The organism is Pseudomonas sp. RGB, from assembly GCF_007713445.1.
Lineage (GTDB): Bacteria > Pseudomonadota > Gammaproteobacteria > Pseudomonadales > Pseudomonadaceae > Aquipseudomonas.
In genome coordinates, this window is record NZ_VMSH01000012.1 from 89,522 (window position 1) to 112,432 (window position 22,911).

The window sequence follows — 22,911 nt, forward strand, 5'->3', positions numbered from 1 at the left end:
TGCGGTGTCAGGTCAGGTAGGCGCGCCATTGCGGCGGCAGGTTCAGGCTTCGCAGGCGCTGGTGTTGCGCCGGGCTGAGCAGGTCAAAGGCGATGACGGTGGGCAGCCCGGGGGACACGGTTCGCTCGGCCGCGAGCTGTTCGTCGAGCAGGTCAAGGGCCAGCTGGTTGAGCGTGACGCCCTGGCGCTGCGTGAGGCCCATCAAGCGCCCGACGTCGAGGCCCATGCCGAGCGCTTTGAGTACCAACTGGTGAAAGGCGCGCTCCGGGTAATGGCGTGACGGGTAAGCCGTATCGAGGGCAAGGGCGGCAAATACCTGCGGGTTGCTGGTGCGCCCGGCCTGCAGGGCGAGCTCCACGCAAAGGCCGTCGCTGTCGAGCCAGTCGAGCGCACCCAGCAGGGCGATTTTTTCCTGGTCGTCACCCCACAGGAACAGCTGACGCAGCAACGGCACCTGCTCGGTGGCCGGGGTGTGTTCGAGTGCCTTGGCCGCCACCAGTGCACGTGCCAACTCGACGGCCGGCGCGGGCAGCAGACGCTTGCATTGGCCGCTCAACAACGCCGCCAGGGTGGCGCTGGGTTGCTGGGCAAGCTGCGCCTGCGCCTGCTGCCACCAATCCAGTTCGGCGGCGTTCAGTTGCTGGGTCAGGGCTTGAAGGTGTGCGGCGAGGCCATCCTGGCGCATGTTCATGTCGGCTTGATCCAGCGCTGAAAGTGGGGAAGCAGGAAAAACACCAGCACACACAACAGGCTGCCCAACGGTTGGTTGGCCACCGCCAGCACCAGCGCGTCGAACAGCGGCAGGGCGGCCAGGCCAGCGCCGATAAAGGCACGCACCTGGCGTTGTTGCGGGTTGGCCAGGTGTTTCCAGTAATGCCAGCCCAACCAGCCGAGCCACAGCAGCAATACCGGCCAGAACCACAGCGTGTTGGAGTAGAACGCCAGGGCCAGCGGGCTGAGCATCAGCAGCAATGGCAAGCGGCTGATCAGCTGGTTGCGATGCTCCTGGCGCGCCAGGTAGGTCAGGCCGCTGATGTACACGCCGAGCAGCATCGCGCACAGCCAGATCGGCTCCGGCGGCACCGCCAGGCTGGCCGCTGCCGTGAGGTACAGCGCCGAGCGACAGGCGCCCATCAGCCACACGCTGTGGGCGTATTTCTTGTGCAGCAGGTTGTAGCCGACGATGCAGCCCACCAACAGCACCACGCTGCCAAGCAACCAATGCGGCTTGTCGATCAAGCGGCTCAGGCCCAGTACCGCTGCGGCGGCGAGTATCAGCAGCAGCGCCGTGGCCAGGCCGACTTGCTGCCGGCTGGCCAGGCCCAGGGTGATCGGACGCGGGTTGTGGTGTTGCCGATCCCAGTCGGCGTCAAGCCAGTCGTTCAACAGCATGCCGGCCAGGTACAGCAACGACAGCGTGATCAGCAGCAGCCCCCACACCAGCGACGACGGCGGTGCCAGGGCGCCGGCGCTGCTGGCGAGCAGGGCCGCAGCGAGGGTGTTGGTCCATACCGTGGGCAGGTTGGAGACGCGGCCCAGGGTCATCCAGGTTTTCATCGGGCTCATTGTGCGTAACCCTCGCCCAGCACCAGCGCTGCATCGCTTGCGGTCGACAAGCGTTGCAGCGCGACCTCCATCGTCGCGCTGTCGATTTCATGCAGGTCCACCGACTGGCCGATGCGGTTGAGCATGGGGATCGACAGTTGCCCGCCCAGGTGCTGGCGGAACTCCTCCAGCCCCAGCAACAGCGGCGAGCGGCCCTGCGCATCTTTCAAGGTCAGCTCCGGCGGGCACAGGTTGAAGCCCAGTTTGCGCAGCAGGCTCATCACTCGTTCAGTGTCGGTATCGCTCAACAACCCCAAGGCATTCGCATACAGCCCATCCAACGCCATGCCCACCGCGACCGCTTCGCCATGGCGCAGCCGGTGGTGGCTGAGGTTTTCCAGTTTGTGCGCGGCCCAGTGGCCGTAATCCAGCGGCCGACCGTTGCCGCGTTCGAACGGGTCGCCGGCGCCGGTGATGTGCGCCATGTGCAGCTCGGCGCAGCGGCGAATCGCATGGCGGCTGGCCGGGTGATCAAAACGGGCGAGGGCATCGGCGTGTTGCTCCATCCACGCGAAGAACGCCTGGTCCTTGATCAGCGCCACCTTGACCGCTTCGGCCAGCCCGGCGATCTGGTCGCGGCGGGTGAGGCTGGTGAGCAGTTGGAAGTCGTTGATCACCGCCGTGGCAGGGTAGAAAGCGCCCAGCAGGTTCTTCTGGCCGAAGGCATTGATGCCGTTTTTCACGCCGATGCCGGCGTCGTTCTGGGCCAGTACCGTGCTGGGAATACGGATCAGGCGAATGCCACGGTGGAAGGTGGCGCAGGCGTAGCCCACCGCATCCAGGACCGCGCCGCCGCCCAGGGCCAGCACGTAGCAATGCCGGTCCAGCCCGTGTTGCAGCATGTCGGTGTAGAGCTGCTCTAGCACGCGTGAGGTTTTGCTCAGTTCACCCGCCGGCACGGCGATGGGGGCGGTTTGCAAATGCAGGTCTGCATGGGCGGCGAAATAGGCGTCGATTTGCGCCAGCAACTGGGGGGCGCTGTGCAGCAGTTGCTCATCGACGAACACCATCACCGTCACCGGCGCCTCGTGCTGGGTGACGAGCGCGCAGTGCAGGCACGGGTTGAGCGGATCAAACACGTGATCGGTGAACATCACCGGGTAGTCGTAACTGACCTCGAACCGTCCGCGCAGCGGCTGCTGCCCATCGGGTTTGCGTTTGAGCAGGCTGTAACCGGCCATAAACGCCAGCGGCAGCACCATGCTGGCGAGGAGGGTGACCAGCAGCGAGTTCTGCTCGATGAGCAGCGTGCCGATGGCGGTGTAAGCCAGTGCCAGTCCGGCGTTGGCCAGGGTGGTGATCAGCAAGAATGCGCGCAGCGGGTAGCGTTGCATGCCGGCGGCCACCACCGAGGTTTCCGCCAGCACCGGCACGCCGCGCAGGCAAATCAGCGACAACGTGCCCAGCCGATACGCCAACTGCCCAGGCTGGCGCTGAGGCAAGCCAAGGCGGCCGGACAGCAAGCGCAAATAGCCGGCGCCAAGGGCATAGCCCAACCCGGCGCCCAGGCACAGCCCAATGAAAATCACCAGGTAACCGCCAAGGCTGCCGAGCATGGCCACCGCCAGCAACGCCACCAGGCTTGACGGCACCGGCAACACCACATCGAGGGCGAGCAGGGCGAGCAACAGCAGTGCCAGGTTGAATGCCTGGACAGGCGTCGAAGGTTGGTACAGGTTGAGGTGAATCAGGAAGTCCTGGATCTGTTGTTCAAACAACAGGAAGCTGGCGATCACCAGCACAGCAAAGCCTATCAACGACAGCCAAAAATGTTCGGCTGGCCCCTTTTTCGAGAACGCACGGTACCACCGGCTGCGCTTCATCAAAGCATCCCTTTTGAGAGTTAAGACTAAGTTCCGTGTCAGTGTTAAGCGCTGTTTTCAGAGCAATAGAGTTCCTCGCCCGTCGGGCTGGTTGTGTGCGTAATGGCTGATGGCTTTCACGGTATTCATGAACGTAGCCGGTTGTGGTTTTTTTGCAAGTTTGCGCCGCAAGGAGTTTAAAATCGGCAGGTTGGCGAGGTTTACACAGCGATATTTATCTATGTTTTACAATTAGTTGTATGGCTTTTTTTAAAGCGTCAAGAACCCGTTGTTGCAGGCGTTGGCAAGTAACAAGTTCAATACAAGGTCTTAACGTTGGTTATTTGGATTATTGCCGCTGGCTATAAGTCGTTCGGCACTAAGTGCTTGTCGAGAATGGTTCCGCTTAAGTCGTCTGCATAAGTGTGTTACTTACCCATGAACCGAAAACCGCCGGACAACTTATCCTTTAGATAGCCAACTAAGGTACTGACCGATTTAGGTACATGGGGCGAGTACGGTCGAATCAGGTATATCTCATCGGCAAACGCGCCCCTGAGCGTCCAGCCCTTGAGCACCTGCACCAACATGCCATTGGCCAGTGCGGCCTGCGCGCTGAAATCCGGGAGCAGGGCGATGCCGAGGTGGTTCACCGCCGAGTCGCGCAGCGCTTCACTGTTATTGGTCGAAAAACTCCCAGCGATCGGCACGGTCACCCGTTCAACCTGTTTGCCGCCGCGTTCAAAGGTCCACGCCGGCTGGTCGGTGCCCCGCGGGTAGTACAGGCAGTTATGCGCGGTGAGGTCGCCAGGTTCGCGCGGTTCGCCGTGCTGTTGCAGGTACTCGCGCGTGGCGACCAGCACCGAGCCGGTGTCGCACAGCTTCCACGCCACATGGGTTTCCGGCACCTGGAAGCCGTGCCGTACCGCCAGGTCGTAGCCTTCGGCCGCCAGCGAACTCAAGGCATCCGAGACGTCCAGCTGGATGCGCACCTGCGGGTAAAGCTGCAGGAACTCGGACAGGTGCGGCACCAGCTGCTGGCGGGCAAACGCCACCGGCGCGGTGAGGCGCACCAGGCCGCGAATTTCCCCGGCAGCGTCGCGCACCGACGAGAAACTACGGGCGATGTGCGCATAGGCGCTGCGCACTTCGCGGGTCAGTGACAGGCCCGCATCGGTCAGCCGCACGCTGCGCGTGGTGCGGGTGACCAGCCGGGTGCCGGTGGCTTTCTCCAGGTCTGAAATGCGCTGGCTGACGGCGGATTTGCTCACGCCCAGGCGCGCGGCGGCGGCGGTGTAGGTGCCTTGCTCCTCAAGCACCGACAGCCAATGAATGTGGGTCCACAGCCCTTCGATCTCAGCCTTTTCCATGATTCTATTGTTCGCTTATGAGGACAATAAGTTCTGGATTCTGCTCTGGTTCGGAACAAACTGAAAGCCTATCGTGGGCTCCAACGTTACCGACCTGGGATCAACTGCCATGCGCACCATCGAGCATTACATCAACGACCAGCGCGTTTCCCGCGATGATCGCTATCAGGACGTTTACAACCCGGCCACCGGTGAGGTGACCGCTCGCGTGGCCTTGGCCAGCCGCCAGACCGTGGGCGAGGCCGTCGCCGCCGCCCAGGCCGCCTTCGCCGGTTGGGCCGACACCCCGCCGATCCGCCGTGCCCGCGTACTGTTCCAATACCTGCACCTGCTGCGTGAACGCAAAGACGACCTGGCGCGCATCATCGTCGCCGAACACGGCAAGGTGTTCACCGACGCCCAGGGCGAAGTCGACCGGGGCATCGACATCCTCGAGTTCGCGTGCGGCATTCCCAACCTGCTCAAGGGCGAACATTCCGACCAGGTGTCGCGTGGCATGGACAACTGGACGATGCGCCAGCCTTTGGGCGTGGTGGCCGGCGTGACGCCGTTCAACTTCCCGGTGATGGTGCCGATGTGGATGTACCCGATCGCCATCGCGGCGGGCAACACCTTCATCCTCAAGCCCAGCCCGACCGACCCGAGCGCGTCGCTGTTCATGGCTGAGTTGCTGCGCGAAGCCGGCCTGCCCAACGGCGTGTTCAACGTGGTGCAGGGCGACAAGGAAGCGGTGGATGCCCTGCTCGAACACCCGGACGTCAAGGCCGTGAGCTTTGTCGGCTCCACGCCGATTGCGCAATACATCTACGAGACCGGCGCGCGCAACGGCAAGCGCGTGCAAGGCCTGGGCGGCGCGAAAAACCACATGGTGGTGATGCCCGATGCGGACATCGAAAAAACCGTCGACGCATTGATGGGCGCCGCCTACGGCAGTGCCGGCGAGCGCTGCATGGCGATATCGGTGGCGGTGCTGGTGGGTGATGTGGGCGATAAAGTCATCGCTGCCTTGACCGAGCGCGCGAAGACATTGCGCATCACCGACGGCCGCGATTTGAAAGCCGAGATGGGCCCTATCGTGTCGCGTGCCGCACTGGAACGCATCAGCGGCTACATCGAACAAGGCGTGCAGGCCGGCGCGCAACTGCTGCTCGATGGCCGTGACTACGTGCCCACCGAACCCGGCCTGGAAAACGGCTTCTGGCTCGGCGCCACCTTGTTCGACCACGTGACGAAAGACATGAGCATCTACCGCGAAGAAATCTTCGGCCCGGTGCTGGCCTGCGTGCGCGTGAATGACTTCGGCGAGGCGATCAAGCTGGTCAACGACCACGAGTTCGGCAACGGCGTCAGCTGCTTTACCCGCGACGGCAACATTGCCCGCGAGTTTGCACGGCGTATCGAAGTGGGCATGGTCGGCATCAACGTGCCGATTCCGGTGCCGATGGCCTGGCACGGCTTTGGTGGCTGGAAGAAGAGCTTGTTTGGCGACATGCATGCCTACGGCACTGAAGGCGTGCGCTTTTATACCAAGCAGAAATCGATCATGCAGCGCTGGTCGGAGAGCATCGAGCAGGGCGCGGAGTTTGCGATGCCGGTGTCCAAATAGTTCGATAACACCGCAGATCAACTGAGGGAAATCTACTGTGGGAGCGGGCTTGCTCGCGAAGGCGGTGTGCCAGCCAGCTCATGTGTCACTGACCCAACGCATTCGCGAGCAAGCCCGCTCCCACAATTTGACCGAGTTCAACTGCCAGCCCCGTGGTGCTCTGCGTTTCTGTGGGAGCTGGCAAGCCAGCTCCCACATTTTTTTGACCGCGTTTATTCAGGCCGTGGTTTTTGTCGGGTTCAGGCACTCAATGGAGCGATCCACCGTCGTCCTGGCCATCTCCAGCAAATGCCACACCGCCAGAATCTTCGCCCGCTCGGGGTTTGGCAGCAGCTCGCTGCAATTGAGGGTGGTGGCCGACGCGCTGTCGAGCAGGCTCGCGGTGTAGAGCAGGGCGTCTTCGAAGCTCAAGTCTTCGATGGGAACACCCTGGGCAGGCAGGTAATGGTCGATGGCGCGGTTGAATGCGGCGCGGGCCTTGGCTGAACTGAGGGGTGGGTCGGGGACGACTTTATTCATGGTGTAACTCCTATTGAACAAGGAAGCTACCGCCAACGCTGCTAAACGAGGGTGGCAGCTGTACGCGGGTTAGCAGACCGGTCAATAGGAAAACCAGCGCACCCGAAGGTGCCCCACGCACAGCCACCATAAAAGCAGAAGTGAACCGTGTGCCTATTGAAGTCAGGCTGCTAAACCCGGTCGCTGAAATGCAGCGACGGACCGCAGACTAGCCACCGATTCCAACAGGCACAAGGCGGCGGGGATTGTCTAGGAAACGTCCTGCGATTAAAAGCGACGCGCCTTGCTGGCCTTTTAAAAACCAGAAAAAAAGCCATTTCCTACTCATTGGTGGTGCTCGTGGGTTGACCGCGTACTGAATGTCCACTACTGTATATAAACACAGTGTTTAAGCGCTGATCAGCCAAAACCGGCATTACCAGCCACGCCGAACACTGTGTGCAAGTTAACGGATTAACTTGAATGCACAGGTTCGCACTGTCGAGCCGCTTTTTATGAAAGAGAGGGAACTCATGTCGTATCCAGAAAGCAAGCTCATCGGCTTGACCGGTTTCGCCCTTGCGGCAAAAGTCACTGGTGGCTGGGCGGGCCAGGTGGTCAGTATCACCACGCTGGACCAACTCAAGGCCAATATTGGCGACACCACCCCGCGGGTGCTGGTGATCAACAGCAATATCTCGGCGTCGAGCCTGACCAAAGTGAACATGGGCGCCAACAAGACCCTGATCGGCTCCTTCCAGAACCGTACGCTGGAGAACATCCACCTGCGTGCCACGGCGCAGTCGCAGAATATTATTCTGCAGAACATTATCTTCAAGCATTCGGCAAGTATTAAGGCCAATGACGATATCCAGGTGTACCTGAACTACGGCAGTAAATACTGGATCGACCATTGCTCTTTTGTCGGCCACACCTGGTCCACCACGGACGGCAGTGAAGATAAACTGGTGTATATCGGCGAAAAGGCCGACTACGCCACCATCAGCAACTGCTTTTTTGGCAACCACAAATACGGCTTGATCTTCGGCCACCCAGCCGATGACAACAACGCAGCTTTCAATGGTTACCCGCGTCTTACGCTGTGCCATAACCGCTTCGACAACATGGAAGTGCGCGCGCCGGGTTTGATGCGTTACGGTTATTTTCACGTGTATAACAACTACGTGAATAACTTTCACCTGGGTTTTACCCTGGCGCAGAACGCCAATATCCTTTCTGAAAGTAATTACTTCGGCGAGGGCAGCCAGAATAACGGCATGTTGGACGATAAAGGCACTGGTACGTTCACCGACACCAACAGTGTGCCCAGCATCACCAACCAGAAGTCGCCTAACGCCCAGTGGACAGCGCGTTCCAACTATAACTACACCTTGAAAACCGCAGCACAGGCCAAGGATTTCACGCAAAAGAACGCTGGGGCTCAGGCAGTAGCGCTGGTGTTTGGTAGTTGAGCAGCTCACTGTCTATTGATCGATCATTTATGAAGCGTGCCACTGTATTTATATCAAGGATATAAATACAGTGGTGGCACTTGTGACTTAAATAATTCTTAATGTTGTCATCAATAGGCTTCATGTTAAACCTTGTTTCGCACATATAGAGCCAACTACGGCTCGCTCTTTTCAGTCGCAATGCAGTTGCCGGCTGTCAGTGTTATTTAATCTTCGCTTGTCACTAAAGCGTCAGTAAAAGGACATCATCATGAAACCTGCGAATCACACACCCACTCGCTGGACTCGGGCCGATGCGCTAAAAGTTAATGAAAATGACCCGACGACTACACAGCCGTTAGTGAGTCCTGACTTCCCTGTCATGAGTGACACCGTGTTTATTTGGGACACCATGCCATTGCGTGAACTGGATGGCACGGTGGTATCGGTTAATGGTTGGTCGGTTATCTTCACGTTGACCGCAGACCGTCGCCCGCATGATCCACAATTTATCAATGCCGATGGCCGTTACGATATCAAGCGTGATTGGGAAGACCGCCACGGCCATGCGCGCATGTGCTACTGGTATTCGCGCACCGGCAAGGACTGGATCTTCGGTGGCCGCGTGATGGCCGAAGGGGTTTCGCCGACCACCCGTGAATGGGCAGGTACGCCGATCCTGCTCAACAACCACGGCGATATCGACCTGTATTACACCTGCGTAACGCCGGGGGCCACGATTGCCAAGGTCAGGGGCCGGGTCGTCACGTCGGACAGCGGCGTTACGCTTGAGGGCTTCACTGACGTCAAGTCGCTGTTCGAGGCGGATGGCATGTATTACCAGACCGAAGCGCAGAATGCGACGTGGAACTTTCGCGACCCCAGCCCGTTTATCGACCCCAACGACGGCAAGTTGTACATGGTGTTTGAAGGCAATGTCGCGGGCGAGCGCGGTACTCACGACGTAGGCCCGGATGAACTCGGCCTGGTGCCGCCTGGCCATGAAGGCGTCGGCGGTGCGCGGTATCAGGTCGGTTGCATTGGCATTGCCGTGGCCAAGGACCTCAATGGTGACGAATGGGAAATCCTGCCGCCACTGGTGACGGCGGTGGGCGTGAACGATCAAACCGAACGCCCGCCGCCACTGGTGACGGCGGTGGGCGTGAACGATCAAACCGAACGCCCGCATTATGTGTTCCAGGACAACAAGTACTACCTGTTCACCATCAGCCACAAGTTCACCTACGCGGACGGTGTGACGGGGCCGGATGGCGTCTACGGGTTTGTTGGCGATCATCTGTTTGGTCCCTACACGCCGATGAATGGCTCGGGGCTGGTACTTGGCAACCCACCGTCGCAACCTTTCCAAACCTATTCGCATTGCGTGATGCCCAATGGCCTGGTGACGTCGTTTATCGACAGCGTGCCCACCTCCGGCGATGACTACCGTATCGGCGGCACCGAGGCGCCCACCGTGAGGATTGTATTGAAGGGGGACCGTTCGTTTGTGCAGGAGGCTTACGATTACGGTTACATCCCGGCAATGCGTGATGTTGTGCTGAGCTAGACCGGCCAAAAAGAAGCCACTCATTCGAGTGGCTTTTTTTATGGCTGTGATTCAGCGCCGCCCGGCCCGCGTACTCACATCCACCCACACCGCCAGCACCAGAATGCTGCCCTTTACGATCATCTGCCAGTAACTGTCCACATCCAGCATCGACATGCCGTTATCCAGGCTGGTAATCACCAGCGCGCCGAGCAGCGCGCCATACACCGTGCCCGAGCCACCGCGCATCGAGGTGCCGCCGATAAAGCACGCGGCGATGGCATCCAGTTCGCCCATGTTGCCCGCCGACGGTGAGCCCGCCGCGAGGCGCGCGGTGTTGACCAGGCCGGCGAGGGCGCACATCACGCCCATGATGCCGAAGATCCACAGTTTCACCGCCTGCACGTTGATGCCCGACAGGCGCGTGGCTTCCATGTTGCTGCCCACCGCATACACGCGGCGGCCGAACACGGTCTGGCTGGTGACGTAGCTGAATACGCCGAGCAGCACCAGCAACAACAGCACCGGCACCGGAATGCCGTCGTAGCTGTTGAGGGTGGTGACGAACCCGGCGAGTACGGCGCCGATCACCGCCACGCGCAGCCCATCACGCATCAGGGAGTGCGCAGCCAGGCTGTGCAGGGCGCGGTTCCGCCGTTGTTTCCAGGTGAGGAACAGAGTCAGAGCGAACAGCAAAACCCCGAGGCCGATACCCACGCTGTGCGGCAAATACCCTTGGCCCACATACACCAGCGACGGTGACACTGGCGCGATGGTGGTACCGCCGGTAATCCCCAGCAGAATCCCGCGAAACGCGAGCATGCCGCCCAGGCCGACGATAAACGACGGGATGCGCAGGTAGGCGGTCATGTAACCGTTGGCCAGCCCGAGCATCAGGCCGCAAAGTGCCACCAGGCTGAGGTTGGCCAGCAGCGGGATGTGATAGACCACATCCAGAATCGCCGCGAGCCCGCCCAGCAATCCGAGCAGTGAACCCACCGACAAATCGATCTCGCCGCTGATGATCACCAGCACCATGCCGCACGCCAGGATGCCAGTTATCGACATCTGCCGCAGCAAGTTGGAGAGGTTGCGTGGCGTCACGAAACCGCCCTCGGTCTGCCAGCTGAAAAACAGCCAGATAAACGCTACGGCAATCACCAGGGCGAGCATTTTGTAGCGGGTAAACAGCTGTTTGACGTGGTTCATCTACGCGGTCTTCCGATCATTATTGTTATGGCTGAGCGCGGCGGCGAGCACCTGTTCCTGGGTGAGGCCCTGGTTGATGAAATCACCGCGCAACTGGCCGTCGCCGATCACCAGCACGCGGTTGGAAACCCCCAGCACCTCGGCCAGCTCCGAGGAGACCATGATGATCGCCACGCCTTCGGCCGCCAGCGCACACATCAGTGTGTAGATCTCATACTTGGCGCCCACGTCCACCCCACGCGTAGGCTCGTCGAGGATCAGCACCTTGGGCTTGGTCATCAGCATTTTTGCCAGCACGGCCTTTTGCTGATTGCCCCCGGACAGGCTGGTGATCGGCAAAAACGGGCTGGCGGTCTTGAGGTGCATACGCGCGATTTGCTGGTCGATGCTGCCCAGTTCGGCCTCGGCGTCGATGCGGGTCAGGTGCGCATAGGTATCGAGCACCGCCAGGGTGATGTTCTGGCCCACACCCAGGTCGGGAATGATGCCTTGGCGCTTGCGGTCTTCGGGCACCATGCACAGCCCGGCGCGGATCGATTTGAGCGGTGTGCGCGTGTCGATCACCTGGCCATCGAGCCACACTTCGCAGCGGTAGCGGCCGGGGTACGCGCCGAACAGCGCCGACACCAGCTCCGTGCGCCCAGCCCCCACCAGCCCGGCAATGCCGAGGATTTCCCCGCGCCTGAGCACAAAGGAAATATCGTCGACGCGTTTGCGCTTGGGGTTGTCCACGTCATAGCAGGTCACGTTACGCGCTTCGAAAATCACCTCGCCGACCTCGTGCGGCTCGGTGGGGTAGAGGTTGCTCATCTCGCGGCCTACCATCTGGGTGATGATCTGCGGGATATCCATGTCGGCCATGGCGGTGGTAGCGATGTGTTTGCCATCGCGGATCACCGCGATGGTGTCGCACACCGCTGCCACTTCATCGAGCTTGTGCGAGATATACACGCAGGCCACACCCTTGGCTTTCAGGTCACGGATGATGTCCAGCAGTACGTCGATTTCCGAGCGGGTCAGGGCCGAAGAGGGCTCGTCGAGGATCAACAGGCGCGCCTGTTTGTTCAAGGCCTTGGCGATTTCCACCAGTTGCTGGTAGCCGCCGCCGTACTGTGAAACCGGCAGCGCCACGTTCATGTCCGGCACCTTGAGTTCACGCATCAGTGCCTGCGCACGATGAATCATCGCCGGGTAGTTCATGCGCCCGCCGGGCAGGGTCAGTTCATGGCCCATAAAGATGTTTTCGGCCACCGACAGGTCCGGCACCAGCGTCAGCTCCTGGTGGATGATGACGATGCCCGCGGCCTCGGTTTCGCTGATCGACTGGGCCTTGAGTGGCTGCCCATCCCAGAGGATTTCACCGTCCCAGGTGCCATACGGGTAAACCGCCGACAGCACCTTCATCAAGGTGGATTTGCCCGCACCGTTTTCACCGCACAGGCCAACACATTCCCCCGGCCGTACCTTGATATCGATGCCGTTCAGCGCCTTGACACCGCCAAAGGTTTTGACGATGCCGTTCATTTGCAGCAAGTAGTCGGCCATGGCGGTCACTGCCCGGCAATCTGCTCTTGGGTATAGAACCCGTCTTTCTCCAGCAGATCGATATTGGCCTTGGTCAACGGCGTAGGCGTGAGCAGGATGGTGTCGACCTTCTTGCTGCCGTTGTCGTATTGCGAGCTGTAGGTGGGTTTCTCATTGCGCGCCAGTTGCACCGAGAGCTTCGCCGCTTCCGAGGCGATCAGTTTGAGCGGCTTATACACGGTCATGGTCTGGGTGCCGTCGATCACGCGCTTGACGGCAGCGAGGTCGGCGTCCTGCCCGGAGATCGGCACTTTGCCCGCGAGTTTCTGCGCGGCCAGGGCCTGGATCGCACCGCCGGCGGTGGCGTCGTTGGAGGCGACGATGGCGTCGATCTTGTTGTCGTTTCGGGTCAGGGCGTTTTCGACGATGCTCAAGGCTTCGGTGGGGTTCCATTCCTTGACCCACTGCTGGCCGACAATCTTGATGTCGCCCTTGTCGATGGCCGGTTGCAGCACTTTCATCTGGCCTTCGCGCAGCACCTTGGCGTTGTTGTCGGTGGGCGCGCCGCCGAGCAGGAAGTAGTTGCCTTTGGGCGCCGCTTGCAGAACACCATTGGCTTGCATCTCGCCGACTTTTTCATTATCGAAGGAGATGTAGGCGTCGATATCGGCGTTGAGGATCAGGCGGTCATAGGACACCACCTTGATACCGGCCTTCTTGGCTTCGGCGACGGCGTTGGTCAGCACGGTGGCGTTGAACGGCACGATAACGATCACATCGACGCCTCGGGAGATGAGGTTTTCGATCTGCGAGATTTGCTTCTGTTCATTGGCATCCGCCGACTGTACGAAGACCTTGGCGTCGAGTTTTTCGGCCGCGGCGACGAAGTAATCACGGTCACGGGACCAGCGTTCCAGGCGCAAATCGTCAATGGAGAAACCGATTTTTGGATGGGCGGAATCGGCCATCACCGGCAGGGCGAGCAGGGCCAGAGCAGTGGCGAGCAAGGTGCGTTTAAATGACTTCATGGTGGTGCGTCCTTTTATTGTTGTTGGAAAGACACGGTGTGACGACTGTAGGCGAACAGTGTAGTTGTGGCGAGCGGGCTTGCCCCGCGTTGGGCGGCGCAGCAGCCCCATTCCTGGCGACCCGCTCTACCTGAAATACCGCGGTGTCAGGTTTCAGGGCCGCTTCGCGCCCCAACGCGGGGCAAGCCCGCTCGCCACAGGCAGACACCCTGTCAGGTATAGATAAACCGGTTGACCACGCCTTCAAGCATCTCCTGCCGGCCACTCACGGCCTGCGGGTTCAGCTCGTGTGCAAAGGCATGCTCGGCCAGCGACTCCAGGCTGAACTCACCGGCCAATACCGCCCGGCCCAATGGCTGGTTCCAGCCGGCATAACGCTGGTCCTTGAACTGCTGCAGCCGGTCGTTCTGCACCATTGCCGCTGCGCGCTCCAGCGCCAGGGCCAGCACATCCATGGCAGCGACGTGGCCATGGAACAGGTCGACATCGTCCAGGCTCTGGCGGCGGACTTTGGAATCGAAGTTGTAGCCGCCGTTCTTGAACCCACCGGCCTTGAGGATTTCGTAGGTGGCCAGGGTCATCTCCTCGACGCTATTGGGGAACTGGTCGGTGTCCCAGCCGTTCTGCGGGTCGCCGCGGTTGGCGTCGATGCTGCCGAAGATCCCGAGGGACACGGCGGTGGCGATCTCATGATGAAAACTGTGACCGGCGAGGGTCGCGTGGTTGGCCTCGATATTCACTTTGATCTCGTGTTCCAGGCCGTACTCATGCAGGAAACCGAACACCGTGGCGCTGTCGTAATCGTATTGGTGTTTGGTCGGCTCCTGGGGCTTGGGCTCAATCAACAGGTCGCCTGTAAAGCCGATCTTGTGCTTGTGCTCCACCACCATGCGCATAAAGCGTCCGAGCTGTTCGCGCTCGCGTTTGAGGTCAGTATTGAGCAGGGTTTCGTAGCCCTCGCGGCCGCCCCACAGCACATAGTTGGCACCCTTGAGCCGCAGCGTGGCGTTCATCGCGCTGAATACCTGCGCGGCGGCGTAGGCGAACACCTCCGGGTCCGGGTTGCTGGCAGCGCCGGCGGCAAAGCGCGGGTTGCTGAAGCAGTTGGCGGTGCCCCACAGCAATTTGATGCCGGTCTGTTCCTGGTGGCGCTCCAGGTGGTCGACCATTTGCGCAAAATGGTTGCGGTACGCCTTGATCGAGGTGCCTTCGGGTGCGACGTCGGTGTCGTGAAAGCTGTAGTAGTCGATGCCCAGTTTGGAGAAAAACTCGAACGCCGCTTCCGCCTTGCCGATGGCCAGTTCCATCGGGTCGCCGGTGCGCTGCCAGGGGCGTTTGAAGGTGCCTACACCAAACATATCCGCCCCTGGCCACACGAAGGTGTGCCAATAACAGGCTGCCATGCGCAGGTGCTCGCGCATGGGTTTGCCGAGGATGATTTTGTTGGCGTCATAGTGGCGAAAGGCGAGGGCAGAGTCGCTGCTGGGGCCTTCGAAGCGAACCTTCTCGACACCGGGGAAGTACGGCATGGCGATTTCCTTATTGTTCTTGGCGGTGACTCGATACTAGCAACGGCATCGGGACTGCCGATTATGAAAATCACCAAGCCATGGTGCGATTTTGACTAGAGAGGTCTAGGCTGTGGCGACCGGCTTCAAGGATAAAAACAATGAAAACCCTACCGCCTGTTCACCGCATCGCCTTGCTGTTCAATGGCAGCAAGATCTACGACCGGGGCATCATCACCGGCATCGGCAATTACCTGAGCAGCACGCGCGTGTCCTGGGACCTGTTTCTTGAAGAGGACTTTCTGTGTCGCCTCAAGGGCATCGAACGCTGGCAGGGCGACGGCATCATCGCCGACTTTGACGACCCGCTGATCGGCGAGGCGCTGGCCGACATCAAGCTGCCGGTGGTGGCGGTGGGCGGCTCCTATCAGGATGCGCGTGCCTACCCGAAGGGCATTCCCTATGTCGCCACCGACAACCGTGCGTTGATGAAGCTGGCGTATGAGCATTTGATCGAAGCAGGCCTGCGCCGTTTTGCCTGTTTCAGCCTGCCGGAAGCCCAGGCCAATCGCTGGGCCCAGGAGCGTGAGAAAGCCTTCCGCCGTCTGTTGCAACGCGATGGCCTGCACGTGGAGGTCTACCGCGGTCTAGGCACCAGCGCACCGTTGTGGGACAGCGCCGTGGAACAGCAGATTGCCTGGCTGCACAGTTTGCCCAAGCCCATCGGCATCATTGCCGTCACCGACGCCCGCGCACGGCAGTTGCTGCAAGCCTGCCTCACTGCCGGCATTGCCGTGCCCGAAGAAGTCGCATTGATCGGCATCGACAATGACCCGCTGACTCGCACGCTGACGCGCGTGCCGTTGAGTTCAGTCATCCAGGGCACCGAGACCATGGGCCGCACGGCTGCGGCGCTGCTGCACCAGATGCTGCACGGCAAACCCTGCGCGGGCACACAGATTCTGGTGCCGCCGGATGCGATCAATGTGCAGGCGTCCAGCTTGCATCAACCGTTGGGTAACCCGTACGTGATGCAGGCGCTGTTGTTTATCCGCCAGTACGCTTGCCAGGGCATCAAGACCGCCCAAGTGGCGGCCTATGTTGGCGTTTCGCGCTCCTCCCTCGAATCACACTTTCGCAAGGCGCGCGGCTGCAGCGTGCACGATGAGATCCTGCGCTTCAAACTCGCAGCCGCCGCCAAGGGCCTGGAAAACCAAACCCTGGCGATTGCCGACATCGCGGCGCGCTGCGGCTTCAAATCGGCGCAGTACCTGCACACCGTGTTTCGGCGGGAGTTTGGGTGTACGCCGCGTGAGTATCAGCACACAGCGGCTTCATAATGTCGGCAGACGCGGGGAAAGGGATAAGGACATGCGGTATTACTTACTCAGGCCGGATCACTCCGTGCCGGAGAAATGGGTGCTTGGAGACATACGGCACGTTAATAACTGGCACTTCAGTAATCCGCCGCCCAATTACATGGAGCCTGGCACGTACACCCTCGACGTCAGGTTCGAAGGGGTTGAGGTTGATTACGCGCTGGCGGGTTATGGCAGTGTCCCGGTATTGAGCAGAAGAGCACGTGATGCATTAGTGGGCTTGCCGGAGGTGGATAAGCCTTATCACCATCTCGTACTTGAGCCGGTGCACATCGCGAACACGCACGTTGAACAGGACTATTTCGTGATGATCATCGAGACGCAGGTTGAGTGCGTTGATCAACAACGCTCGGAATATCAGCGGTATGCCGTGGATGATCCGGTACGGCCGGACCGGGCGGGGGATTATCGCGGCTTTACCAGGCTCGTTATCGATCCGGTAAACGTGGGTGGCCGAGATATTTTCAGGCTTAAGCACTATCTGGGTGCAATCATCGTCAGCGAAGAGGTAAAGCGTCGCTTCGAGAGCGCAGGGGTAGTCGGGATGGTGTTTGATTCGGTAAATGGTGACACAACCACTGTGACCTGACAGGCGCGAGACGCAGCTGGCGCTCGCGCCTCGGCCTTTATCCGGTCAGAAAGTGGCCTTCACCTGTAAACCCACTACCAGCGCGTTATCGATGTTCTCACCGGAAAACGCCCCCGGCTCGATGATGTATTGCACATCCGGGCGCAACGTCAGCCACGGCGTGGCCTGGTAGCCGTAACTGAGTTCGATCAGTTGCTCGGCATTGTTCAGGTTGGGGTAGTCGGTGCCCGCGTTGAACGCCGCCAATTCCTGCACATCCCGACTGCGCGGGTTCGGCACCGCACGGCCATAACCCAGGGCGACGGTGTCGCGCGGGCGGCCTTCGAACGGTTTGTACAGCACCACGCCCGCGCCATACCACTTGCTGAACGGCGAGGCGGCCTCGCTGGCGGCCGAGTACTGGCCGAAGGCATGCAGCACGCGACCGGCTGATGTGCTGGACGCCCACACGGCCTGGTCGATCAGCAGGTAGTGACCGCCGCGCCCGCTGACTTCTTTGTTGCTACCGATGCGTTTGACGTCGGAGCTGTCGTAGTAGTAACCCAGCTTGTATTCACCCGGCAGCGTGCCCGCGTGTTTGTAGACCAGCTCGATCGGTACCACCGTGCCGGTGGTGCGTTTAGGGTCCAGGCGCCAGGCGCGGCTGGAATTGCCGTTACTGTCCGGGTCGACATTGAACGCTGCCACGCGCAGTTGCCAGGATGGCGAGAAATCGTATTTCACCCGCGCGCCGAGGCGCGCATTCGGGTAGTTGGTCCAGCCGCTGCCGCCGGACATGTTCAGCGGGTGCCCACAGAAACCGGCGTTCATGAAGTTGCACAGGATGCCGCTGTCGAGGCCGCCGAGGTCATTGCCCATGGCCATGTAGCCCAGCTTGACGTTCAGCGCGGGGGTGAACAGCGTGCGTTCGTAGCTCAACTCGGTGAGGCGCGTGTAGAGGCCGCCGTAGTTTTCCTGGATCGGCAGGCGGTTGCCCACCAGGTCTTCGGAGGCGCTGTTGCCGCGCCGGTCGTTGATGGTCAGCTGGATGCGGTCGCCGTTGTTGAAACCGTAGAGCATGCCCAGGTCGAACTGCACGCCAAGCTTGATGTTTTGCGAGTAGCGCGCCGAACGGTGTTGGCCGCCGTCGGCGTTGTAGGCGGTTTCGCCACTGTAGTCGCCGGTGAAGCGGATGCCTTGCTCGTCGAGTTCACGGCGCAGGCCGCCCCAGTCGCCGGTCAGGGTGGTGTCGTCGGCTTGAACGGGCAGGGCGGCAGCAAAGGCCAGGCCCAGCACCAGGCGGCCAAGGGGCAGATGAGAAGTGGGGGTCATGCGTGGTTTTCCAGACAAAAAGCGCGGTGCCGGAGGGCGACACCGCGCGAACACGGGGTTATGGCAGGGCGTAGGCGATCACGTAGTCGCCACGGTCAGTGGACTGCCGCGCGCCGCCGGCGGTGATGACGATGTATTGCTTGCCGGTTTTCGGCGACACATAGGTCATCGGGCCGCCTTGGCTGCCCACCGGCAGGCGGGCTTTCCAGACTTCATCACCGTTGCCGCTGTTGAAGGCGCGCAGGTAGAAGTCCTGGGTGCCGGCGATAAAGATCAGGCCGCCCTGGGTGGACAGCGTGCCGCCGAGGGTCGGCAGGCCAATCTTGATCGGCAGGTGCATGCGGATGCCCAGCGGGCCGGTGTCTTCAACCGTGCCCACCGGCACTTGCCAGGCGATCTGCTGGGTCTTCATGTCGATGGCGGTCAGGGTACCGAACGGCGGCGCCTGGCACGGGATGCCGGCCACCGAGAGGAAGCGGTTTTTGTTCACCGCATACGGCGTGCCCTTGAGCGGTACGGCGCCCATGCCGGTGTTCAGCGCTTCGCCACCGGACGAGGCCTTGGCCTTGTTCTGCGACGGGATCATCTGGATCCACAGGCCCAGGCGCATGTCGTTGACGAAGATAAAGCCATGCACCGGGTCGGTGGAAATGCTGCCCCAGTTCATGCCGCCCAGCGAGCCTGGGAAACTCAGCGATTTATCGGTGCCCGGCGCGGTGTACAGGCCTTCGTAGCGCATGCCCTTGAAGTCGATACGGCACAACAACTGGTCGTAGGGCGTGGCGCCCCACATGTCCGATTCGTTCAGGGTTTGCGCGCCGATCTGCGGCATGCCCACCGATTTAGGCTGGGTCAACGAGTACGGCTCGTTGGGAATGTTCGCGGCCTTGACCGGCACTTCCTTGACGTCTGTCAGCGGCTTGCCGGTGGCGCGGTCGAGCACGTAGATCTGCCCGGCCTTGGTGCCGATCACTACAGCCGGTACTGCCTTGTCGCTGCCCGGTGGGGTGAAGTCGATCAGGCTCGGCTGCATCGGCAGGTCGAAGTCCCACAGGTCGTTGTGGACGGTCTGGTACACCCACTTTTCTGCGCCGGTGGAGGCGTCCAGCGCCAGCACCGAGGCGCCGTATTTGTGATTCAGTTGGGTACGTTCAACGCCATAGATGTCGGTGGACGAGCTGCCCATCGGCAGGAAAACCGTGTTCATCAGCGGGTCGTACGACATCGGCGCCCAGCTGTTCGGCGTGCTGCGCACGTAGGTGCTGCCCGCGGCTGGCGCTTGTTTGTCTTCGGGGTTGCCCGGGTCGAAGGCCCAGCGCATTTGGCCGGTGATCACGTCGAAACCACGGATCACGCCGCCGGGCATGTCGGTTTGTACGTTGTCGGCGACGCGGCCACCGACGACGACGGTGGTGCCGGCCATCAACGGTGCCGACGACAATTGGTAGTAGCTGTCCGGCACATCGCCCAGGCCGGCTTTGAGGTCCACTTGGCCGTGGGTGCCGAAGTCTTCGCAGAATTTGCCGGTGTCGGCATCCACCGCGATCAGGCGTGCATCAATGGTGTTGGTCAGCAGGCGACGCTGGCACTGTGCACCGGCCGCCACGCTGGCAGCCATGATCGGCGAGCTGTTGGGTTGGGTCGGCTGGGCAATGGGCGCGGTGGCGTCGAAATACGCCATGCCACGGCAACGCTGCCACACCGCCGATTTGGCGTTGACTTCGTTCTTCCACAGCTCTTTGCCGGTGTCGGCGTCCAGTGCGATCAGGTTGTTGTGCGGTGTGCAGATGAACACCTTGTTGCCGATCTGCAGGGGCGTCAGTTGGTCTTCGGCACCGTTGCCGTCGCTGATGGCAACGTCGCCGGTGTGGTAGGTCCACGCCACTTTGAGCTTGTTGACGGTGTCGCGGTTGATCTGGTCCAGCGCGGCAAAACGGCTGCCGCCTTCGGTGTTGCCGTAGTGGGCCCAGTCTTTCTGCGCGTCGGCGGCAGCCACCGGCGTGATGCCCGGGCCTTTACCGGTGGGCGCCACGCTTGGGTGCGCCACGAACATGTTGCCTGCAGCGACGACCACGCCCACTGCCAATACGGCAGCAATGCCATACGCGCCGCGAGCCGGCTTGCCGGCCAGCAGCGGATACACCAACGCCACCACCACGCCGATCACCGCAAACATGAACAGCCGCGAGAACAGCGGCCAGTACACCAGCCCTACATCCGCCACCGCCCAGACCGCCGTGCCCACCAGAAAGGCGGCGAACAACCACGCGCCAGCCGGGTTGCGTCGCGCGATCAACAGGCCGGAAACGGCCATGGCCACGCCACCGATCAGGAAGTACCAGGAACCGCCCAGGCTGACCAGTTTGGCGCCGCCAACGGCCAGGGCCACGCCGAGCAGGGCAATGATGATGCCCAGGCCCAGCAGGAGATATCGTGAGGCGCCAGCGGCGCGGGATGCTCGTTTCATGTCGACAGGACTCGAAGGTGAGTGACTAAAGGTCGAATGTTAGCAAGATAAGTAACTGGTTAGTACATTCTACTGGGTAATAGTCTGTTACAGGCTTTGGGATGATGGTGTTGCAAACCGCCTTGAAGTGGCAAGCAGGCTTTTGTGTGGTGAGCAGGCTTGCCCTGCGTTGGGCTGCGAAGCGGCCCCAATAAAAACACCGCGGTCCGCCAGCCAGAACGCGGTGTTTGTTTTCAGGACTGCTCCGCAGCCCAACGCAGGGCAAGCCTGCTCGCCACTCTTCACTTCAGGGAGGCGAGAAACTCGGCTACACACGCCATGCACGCTTCACGCTCTTCAACATGCGGCATATGGCTGGACTGCTCGAAAATCTGCCAGCGCACGTCGCGGATGCCGTCGGCAAACGGCTGCACCGTGGCCGGTGTGGCTTCGTCGAAGCGCCCGGAGATCAGCAGCGAGGGCACCTGGATACGCGCCAGGCGATCAATGATCGTCCAGTTGCGCATGCTGCCGATCACGTGGAACTCAGTGGGACCATTCATCGCGTGGTAGACGGTGGGGTCTTCTTCGATGGCGGCATTGGTGCGCTCAACTTCGGCCGGTATCGGTTGGGTACGGCACACATGGCGCGCGTAAAACACTTCCGCTGCGGTGAGGTATTCAGCGGTGTCGGTGGTGCCGGCGGCCTCATGGCGCAGCAACGTGGCCTGCACCTCGGGCGGCAGCGCTTGGCGCAGTTCATTGGCCGCTTCGCACCACAAGTCCATCGAAGCTGGTGAGTTGGCAATAATCAATGCTTTCAAGCCGGCAGGCTGGCGCACCGCGTGCTCGGCGCCGAGCATGCCGCCCCAGGACTGGCCCAGCAGCGCGTAGTCGCTGATCTCAAGGTGCTCGACCAGGTTGTCCAGCTCTGCCAGGAACAGTTCCACGCTCCAGAAGTCGACAGAGGCGCCGGGTAAGTGGGTCGAGCGGCCATTGCCGACCTGATCGTAATGCACCACCGCGCGGCCCGTGGCGGCCAGGTCTTTGAAACTGTCGACGTAATCATGGGTGCAGCCCGGGCCGCCGTGGGCAACGATCAAGGGCAGGCGCCCTGAATTCAAGTCGCCGGTGACCCGGAACCACGTCCGATAGCCACGGAAATCGGCATAACCTTCGCGAACCTGCATGTTCTGTACCTCATTGGGATCGATGCGGTACAGGCTAGCCAAAACGGCGCGTCAGGTGCACTGGTAAAAGTGATAGGTTCTCAAACTTCCACCAGCCGGTAATGCAAACCACGCGCCACGGCTTCGACGCGATTGCGCGCACCCAACTTGCGCGCGGCGGCGACCAGGTGCAGGTTGACCGTCGCCTCGGAGCGGTTGAGGGCCGCCGCAATGCACTTGGCCGACAGCCCCTTGGCCGAATGCTGCAGGCACTCGCGTTCGCGCCGGGTGAGGTGAACATGCGTGCAACAGCGCTGCGCCGGTGCCAGCAGTTCGCTGGCCCGGGCCTGGAAGGTGTGTGCCAATCCCAGCATGTCACCAAGACTTTGCCGAGCCTGCTGCTCGGCCTGCGCCGGGGTGCCGTCGATGATCGCGGTAAGCGTGGCAAAGCCGCCATCCGGCAAGTGCAGCGGCACCGTCAGGCCGGTGCTCAGGCCGTAGTCGCGGACATAGTGGGCCACCGGGCGATGGGCGTCGGTCAGGGCGACGTTCCACGGGGTGTCGCTGCCGAACGACCACACAAACGGCGTGGTTCTGCGCGCTGCGCATTGCTGCACCGGGTCGATCTGGTAATAGCCGCCTGTGCACCACAGGTCGTGCATGTCCAGCGGTGCATTCAGCGCCTTGAACACCGACGGGGTGATCAGCGCGCCTTCATGGCTGACCGGCACTGGCGCAAAGTCGTAGATCAGCGTGTTGAACCCCAACCGGTTGGTCACCGCCTGCACATGCGCCAGGCACGCATCCAGGCTGGTCAGGTGGGCGAGTTGCTCGCTGAATGTCATCAGGTCGGTGTGCATGATGCCTCCG

Annotated in this window: 18 protein-coding genes; 5 read left to right on the top strand and 13 right to left on the bottom strand. The window is 61.2% G+C overall.

Annotated elements, in window-relative coordinates; all coding sequences use genetic code 11:
- Nucleotides 1–7 precede the first annotated feature (7 nt).
- The 4 genes from FPT15_RS22630 to FPT15_RS22645 form a co-directional block, all read right to left on the bottom strand.
- On the bottom strand, nt 8–691 hold the full coding sequence (locus tag FPT15_RS22630) for an EboA domain-containing protein (RefSeq protein WP_145164797.1): 684 nt from the start codon (nt 689–691) through the stop codon (nt 8–10).
- Nucleotides 688–1,557, bottom strand: coding sequence for a UbiA family prenyltransferase (locus tag FPT15_RS22635; RefSeq protein WP_145164922.1), 870 nt, complete (start codon nt 1,555–1,557; stop codon nt 688–690). Before FPT15_RS22635 ends, FPT15_RS22630 begins: the two co-directional genes overlap by 4 nt.
- A gap of 5 nt (nt 1,558–1,562) precedes the next feature.
- Entirely contained in the window at nt 1,563–3,428 is a 1,866-nt protein-coding gene (locus tag FPT15_RS22640; protein WP_145164799.1) for a 3-dehydroquinate synthase, read from the bottom strand.
- Nucleotides 3,429–3,835: 407 nt separating this feature from the next.
- Nucleotides 3,836–4,777: a LysR family transcriptional regulator gene (locus tag FPT15_RS22645; RefSeq protein ID WP_145164802.1), complete on the bottom strand. Its 942-nt coding sequence runs from the start codon at nt 4,775–4,777 to the stop codon at nt 3,836–3,838.
- 109 nt (nt 4,778–4,886) lie between these two features.
- On the opposite strand from FPT15_RS22645, the gene FPT15_RS22650 reads away from it, so the two are divergent.
- Nucleotides 4,887–6,383 (top strand): CoA-acylating methylmalonate-semialdehyde dehydrogenase, encoded by a 1,497-nt coding sequence (locus FPT15_RS22650; protein WP_145164803.1) that lies wholly within the window; start codon nt 4,887–4,889, stop codon nt 6,381–6,383.
- A 216-nt stretch (nt 6,384–6,599) separates the two neighbouring features.
- Here the strand turns inward: FPT15_RS22650 and FPT15_RS22655 are convergent, their stop codons facing one another.
- Nucleotides 6,600–6,902 carry a DUF6124 family protein gene (locus FPT15_RS22655; protein WP_145164805.1) on the bottom strand — a complete coding sequence of 101 codons (303 nt, stop codon included), beginning with the start codon at nt 6,900–6,902 and terminating at the stop codon, nt 6,600–6,602.
- Between the two features lie 512 nt (nt 6,903–7,414).
- On the opposite strand from FPT15_RS22655, the gene FPT15_RS22660 reads away from it, so the two are divergent.
- Nucleotides 7,415–8,353 (top strand): pectate lyase, encoded by a 939-nt coding sequence (locus tag FPT15_RS22660; RefSeq protein WP_145164807.1) that lies wholly within the window; start codon nt 7,415–7,417, stop codon nt 8,351–8,353.
- A 250-nt stretch (nt 8,354–8,603) separates the two neighbouring features.
- Nucleotides 8,604–9,899 carry a glycoside hydrolase family 68 protein gene (locus FPT15_RS22665; RefSeq protein WP_145164809.1) on the top strand — a complete coding sequence of 432 codons (1,296 nt, stop codon included), beginning with the start codon at nt 8,604–8,606 and terminating at the stop codon, nt 9,897–9,899.
- A gap of 51 nt (nt 9,900–9,950) precedes the next feature.
- Here the strand turns inward: FPT15_RS22665 and FPT15_RS22670 are convergent, their stop codons facing one another.
- The 4 genes from FPT15_RS22670 to xylA form a co-directional block, all read right to left on the bottom strand.
- Nucleotides 9,951–11,087: a sugar ABC transporter permease gene (locus FPT15_RS22670; protein ID WP_145164811.1), complete on the bottom strand. Its 1,137-nt coding sequence runs from the start codon at nt 11,085–11,087 to the stop codon at nt 9,951–9,953.
- On the bottom strand, nt 11,088–12,632 hold the full coding sequence (gene xylG / locus FPT15_RS22675; RefSeq protein WP_145164813.1) for a D-xylose ABC transporter ATP-binding protein: 1,545 nt from the start codon (nt 12,630–12,632) through the stop codon (nt 11,088–11,090).
- A gap of 5 nt (nt 12,633–12,637) precedes the next feature.
- A complete protein-coding gene (gene xylF, locus FPT15_RS22680; RefSeq protein ID WP_145164815.1) occupies nt 12,638–13,639 on the bottom strand; it encodes a D-xylose ABC transporter substrate-binding protein in 1,002 nt (333 codons plus the stop codon).
- Between the two features lie 212 nt (nt 13,640–13,851).
- Nucleotides 13,852–15,168, bottom strand: coding sequence for a xylose isomerase (gene xylA, locus FPT15_RS22685; protein ID WP_145164817.1), 1,317 nt, complete (start codon nt 15,166–15,168; stop codon nt 13,852–13,854).
- 140 nt (nt 15,169–15,308) lie between these two features.
- On the opposite strand from xylA, the gene FPT15_RS22690 reads away from it, so the two are divergent.
- Both FPT15_RS22690 and FPT15_RS22695 read left to right on the top strand, forming a co-directional pair.
- Complete coding sequence (locus tag FPT15_RS22690; protein WP_145164819.1) at nt 15,309–16,487, top strand: XylR family transcriptional regulator; 1,179 nt, start codon at nt 15,309–15,311, stop codon at nt 16,485–16,487.
- A gap of 31 nt (nt 16,488–16,518) precedes the next feature.
- A complete protein-coding gene (locus tag FPT15_RS22695) occupies nt 16,519–17,115 on the top strand; it encodes an imm11 family protein (protein WP_145164821.1) in 597 nt (198 codons plus the stop codon).
- Between the two features lie 45 nt (nt 17,116–17,160).
- Here the strand turns inward: FPT15_RS22695 and FPT15_RS22700 are convergent, their stop codons facing one another.
- From FPT15_RS22700 to FPT15_RS22720, 4 genes are all read right to left on the bottom strand, one after another.
- The gene (locus tag FPT15_RS22700; protein WP_145164823.1) at nt 17,161–18,426 is read right to left on the bottom strand and encodes a carbohydrate porin; all 1,266 of its coding nucleotides are present in this window, start codon (nt 18,424–18,426) and stop codon (nt 17,161–17,163) included.
- A 58-nt stretch (nt 18,427–18,484) separates the two neighbouring features.
- Entirely contained in the window at nt 18,485–20,893 is a 2,409-nt protein-coding gene (locus FPT15_RS22705) for a glucose/quinate/shikimate family membrane-bound PQQ-dependent dehydrogenase (protein WP_145164825.1), read from the bottom strand.
- Nucleotides 20,894–21,174: 281 nt separating this feature from the next.
- A complete protein-coding gene (locus FPT15_RS22715; RefSeq protein ID WP_145164828.1) occupies nt 21,175–22,062 on the bottom strand; it encodes a proline iminopeptidase-family hydrolase in 888 nt (295 codons plus the stop codon).
- A gap of 80 nt (nt 22,063–22,142) precedes the next feature.
- Nucleotides 22,143–22,901, bottom strand: a complete 759-nt coding sequence (locus tag FPT15_RS22720) for a LuxR family transcriptional regulator (protein WP_145164830.1) — start codon at nt 22,899–22,901, stop codon at nt 22,143–22,145.
- Between the last annotated feature and the right edge of the window lie 10 nt (nt 22,902–22,911).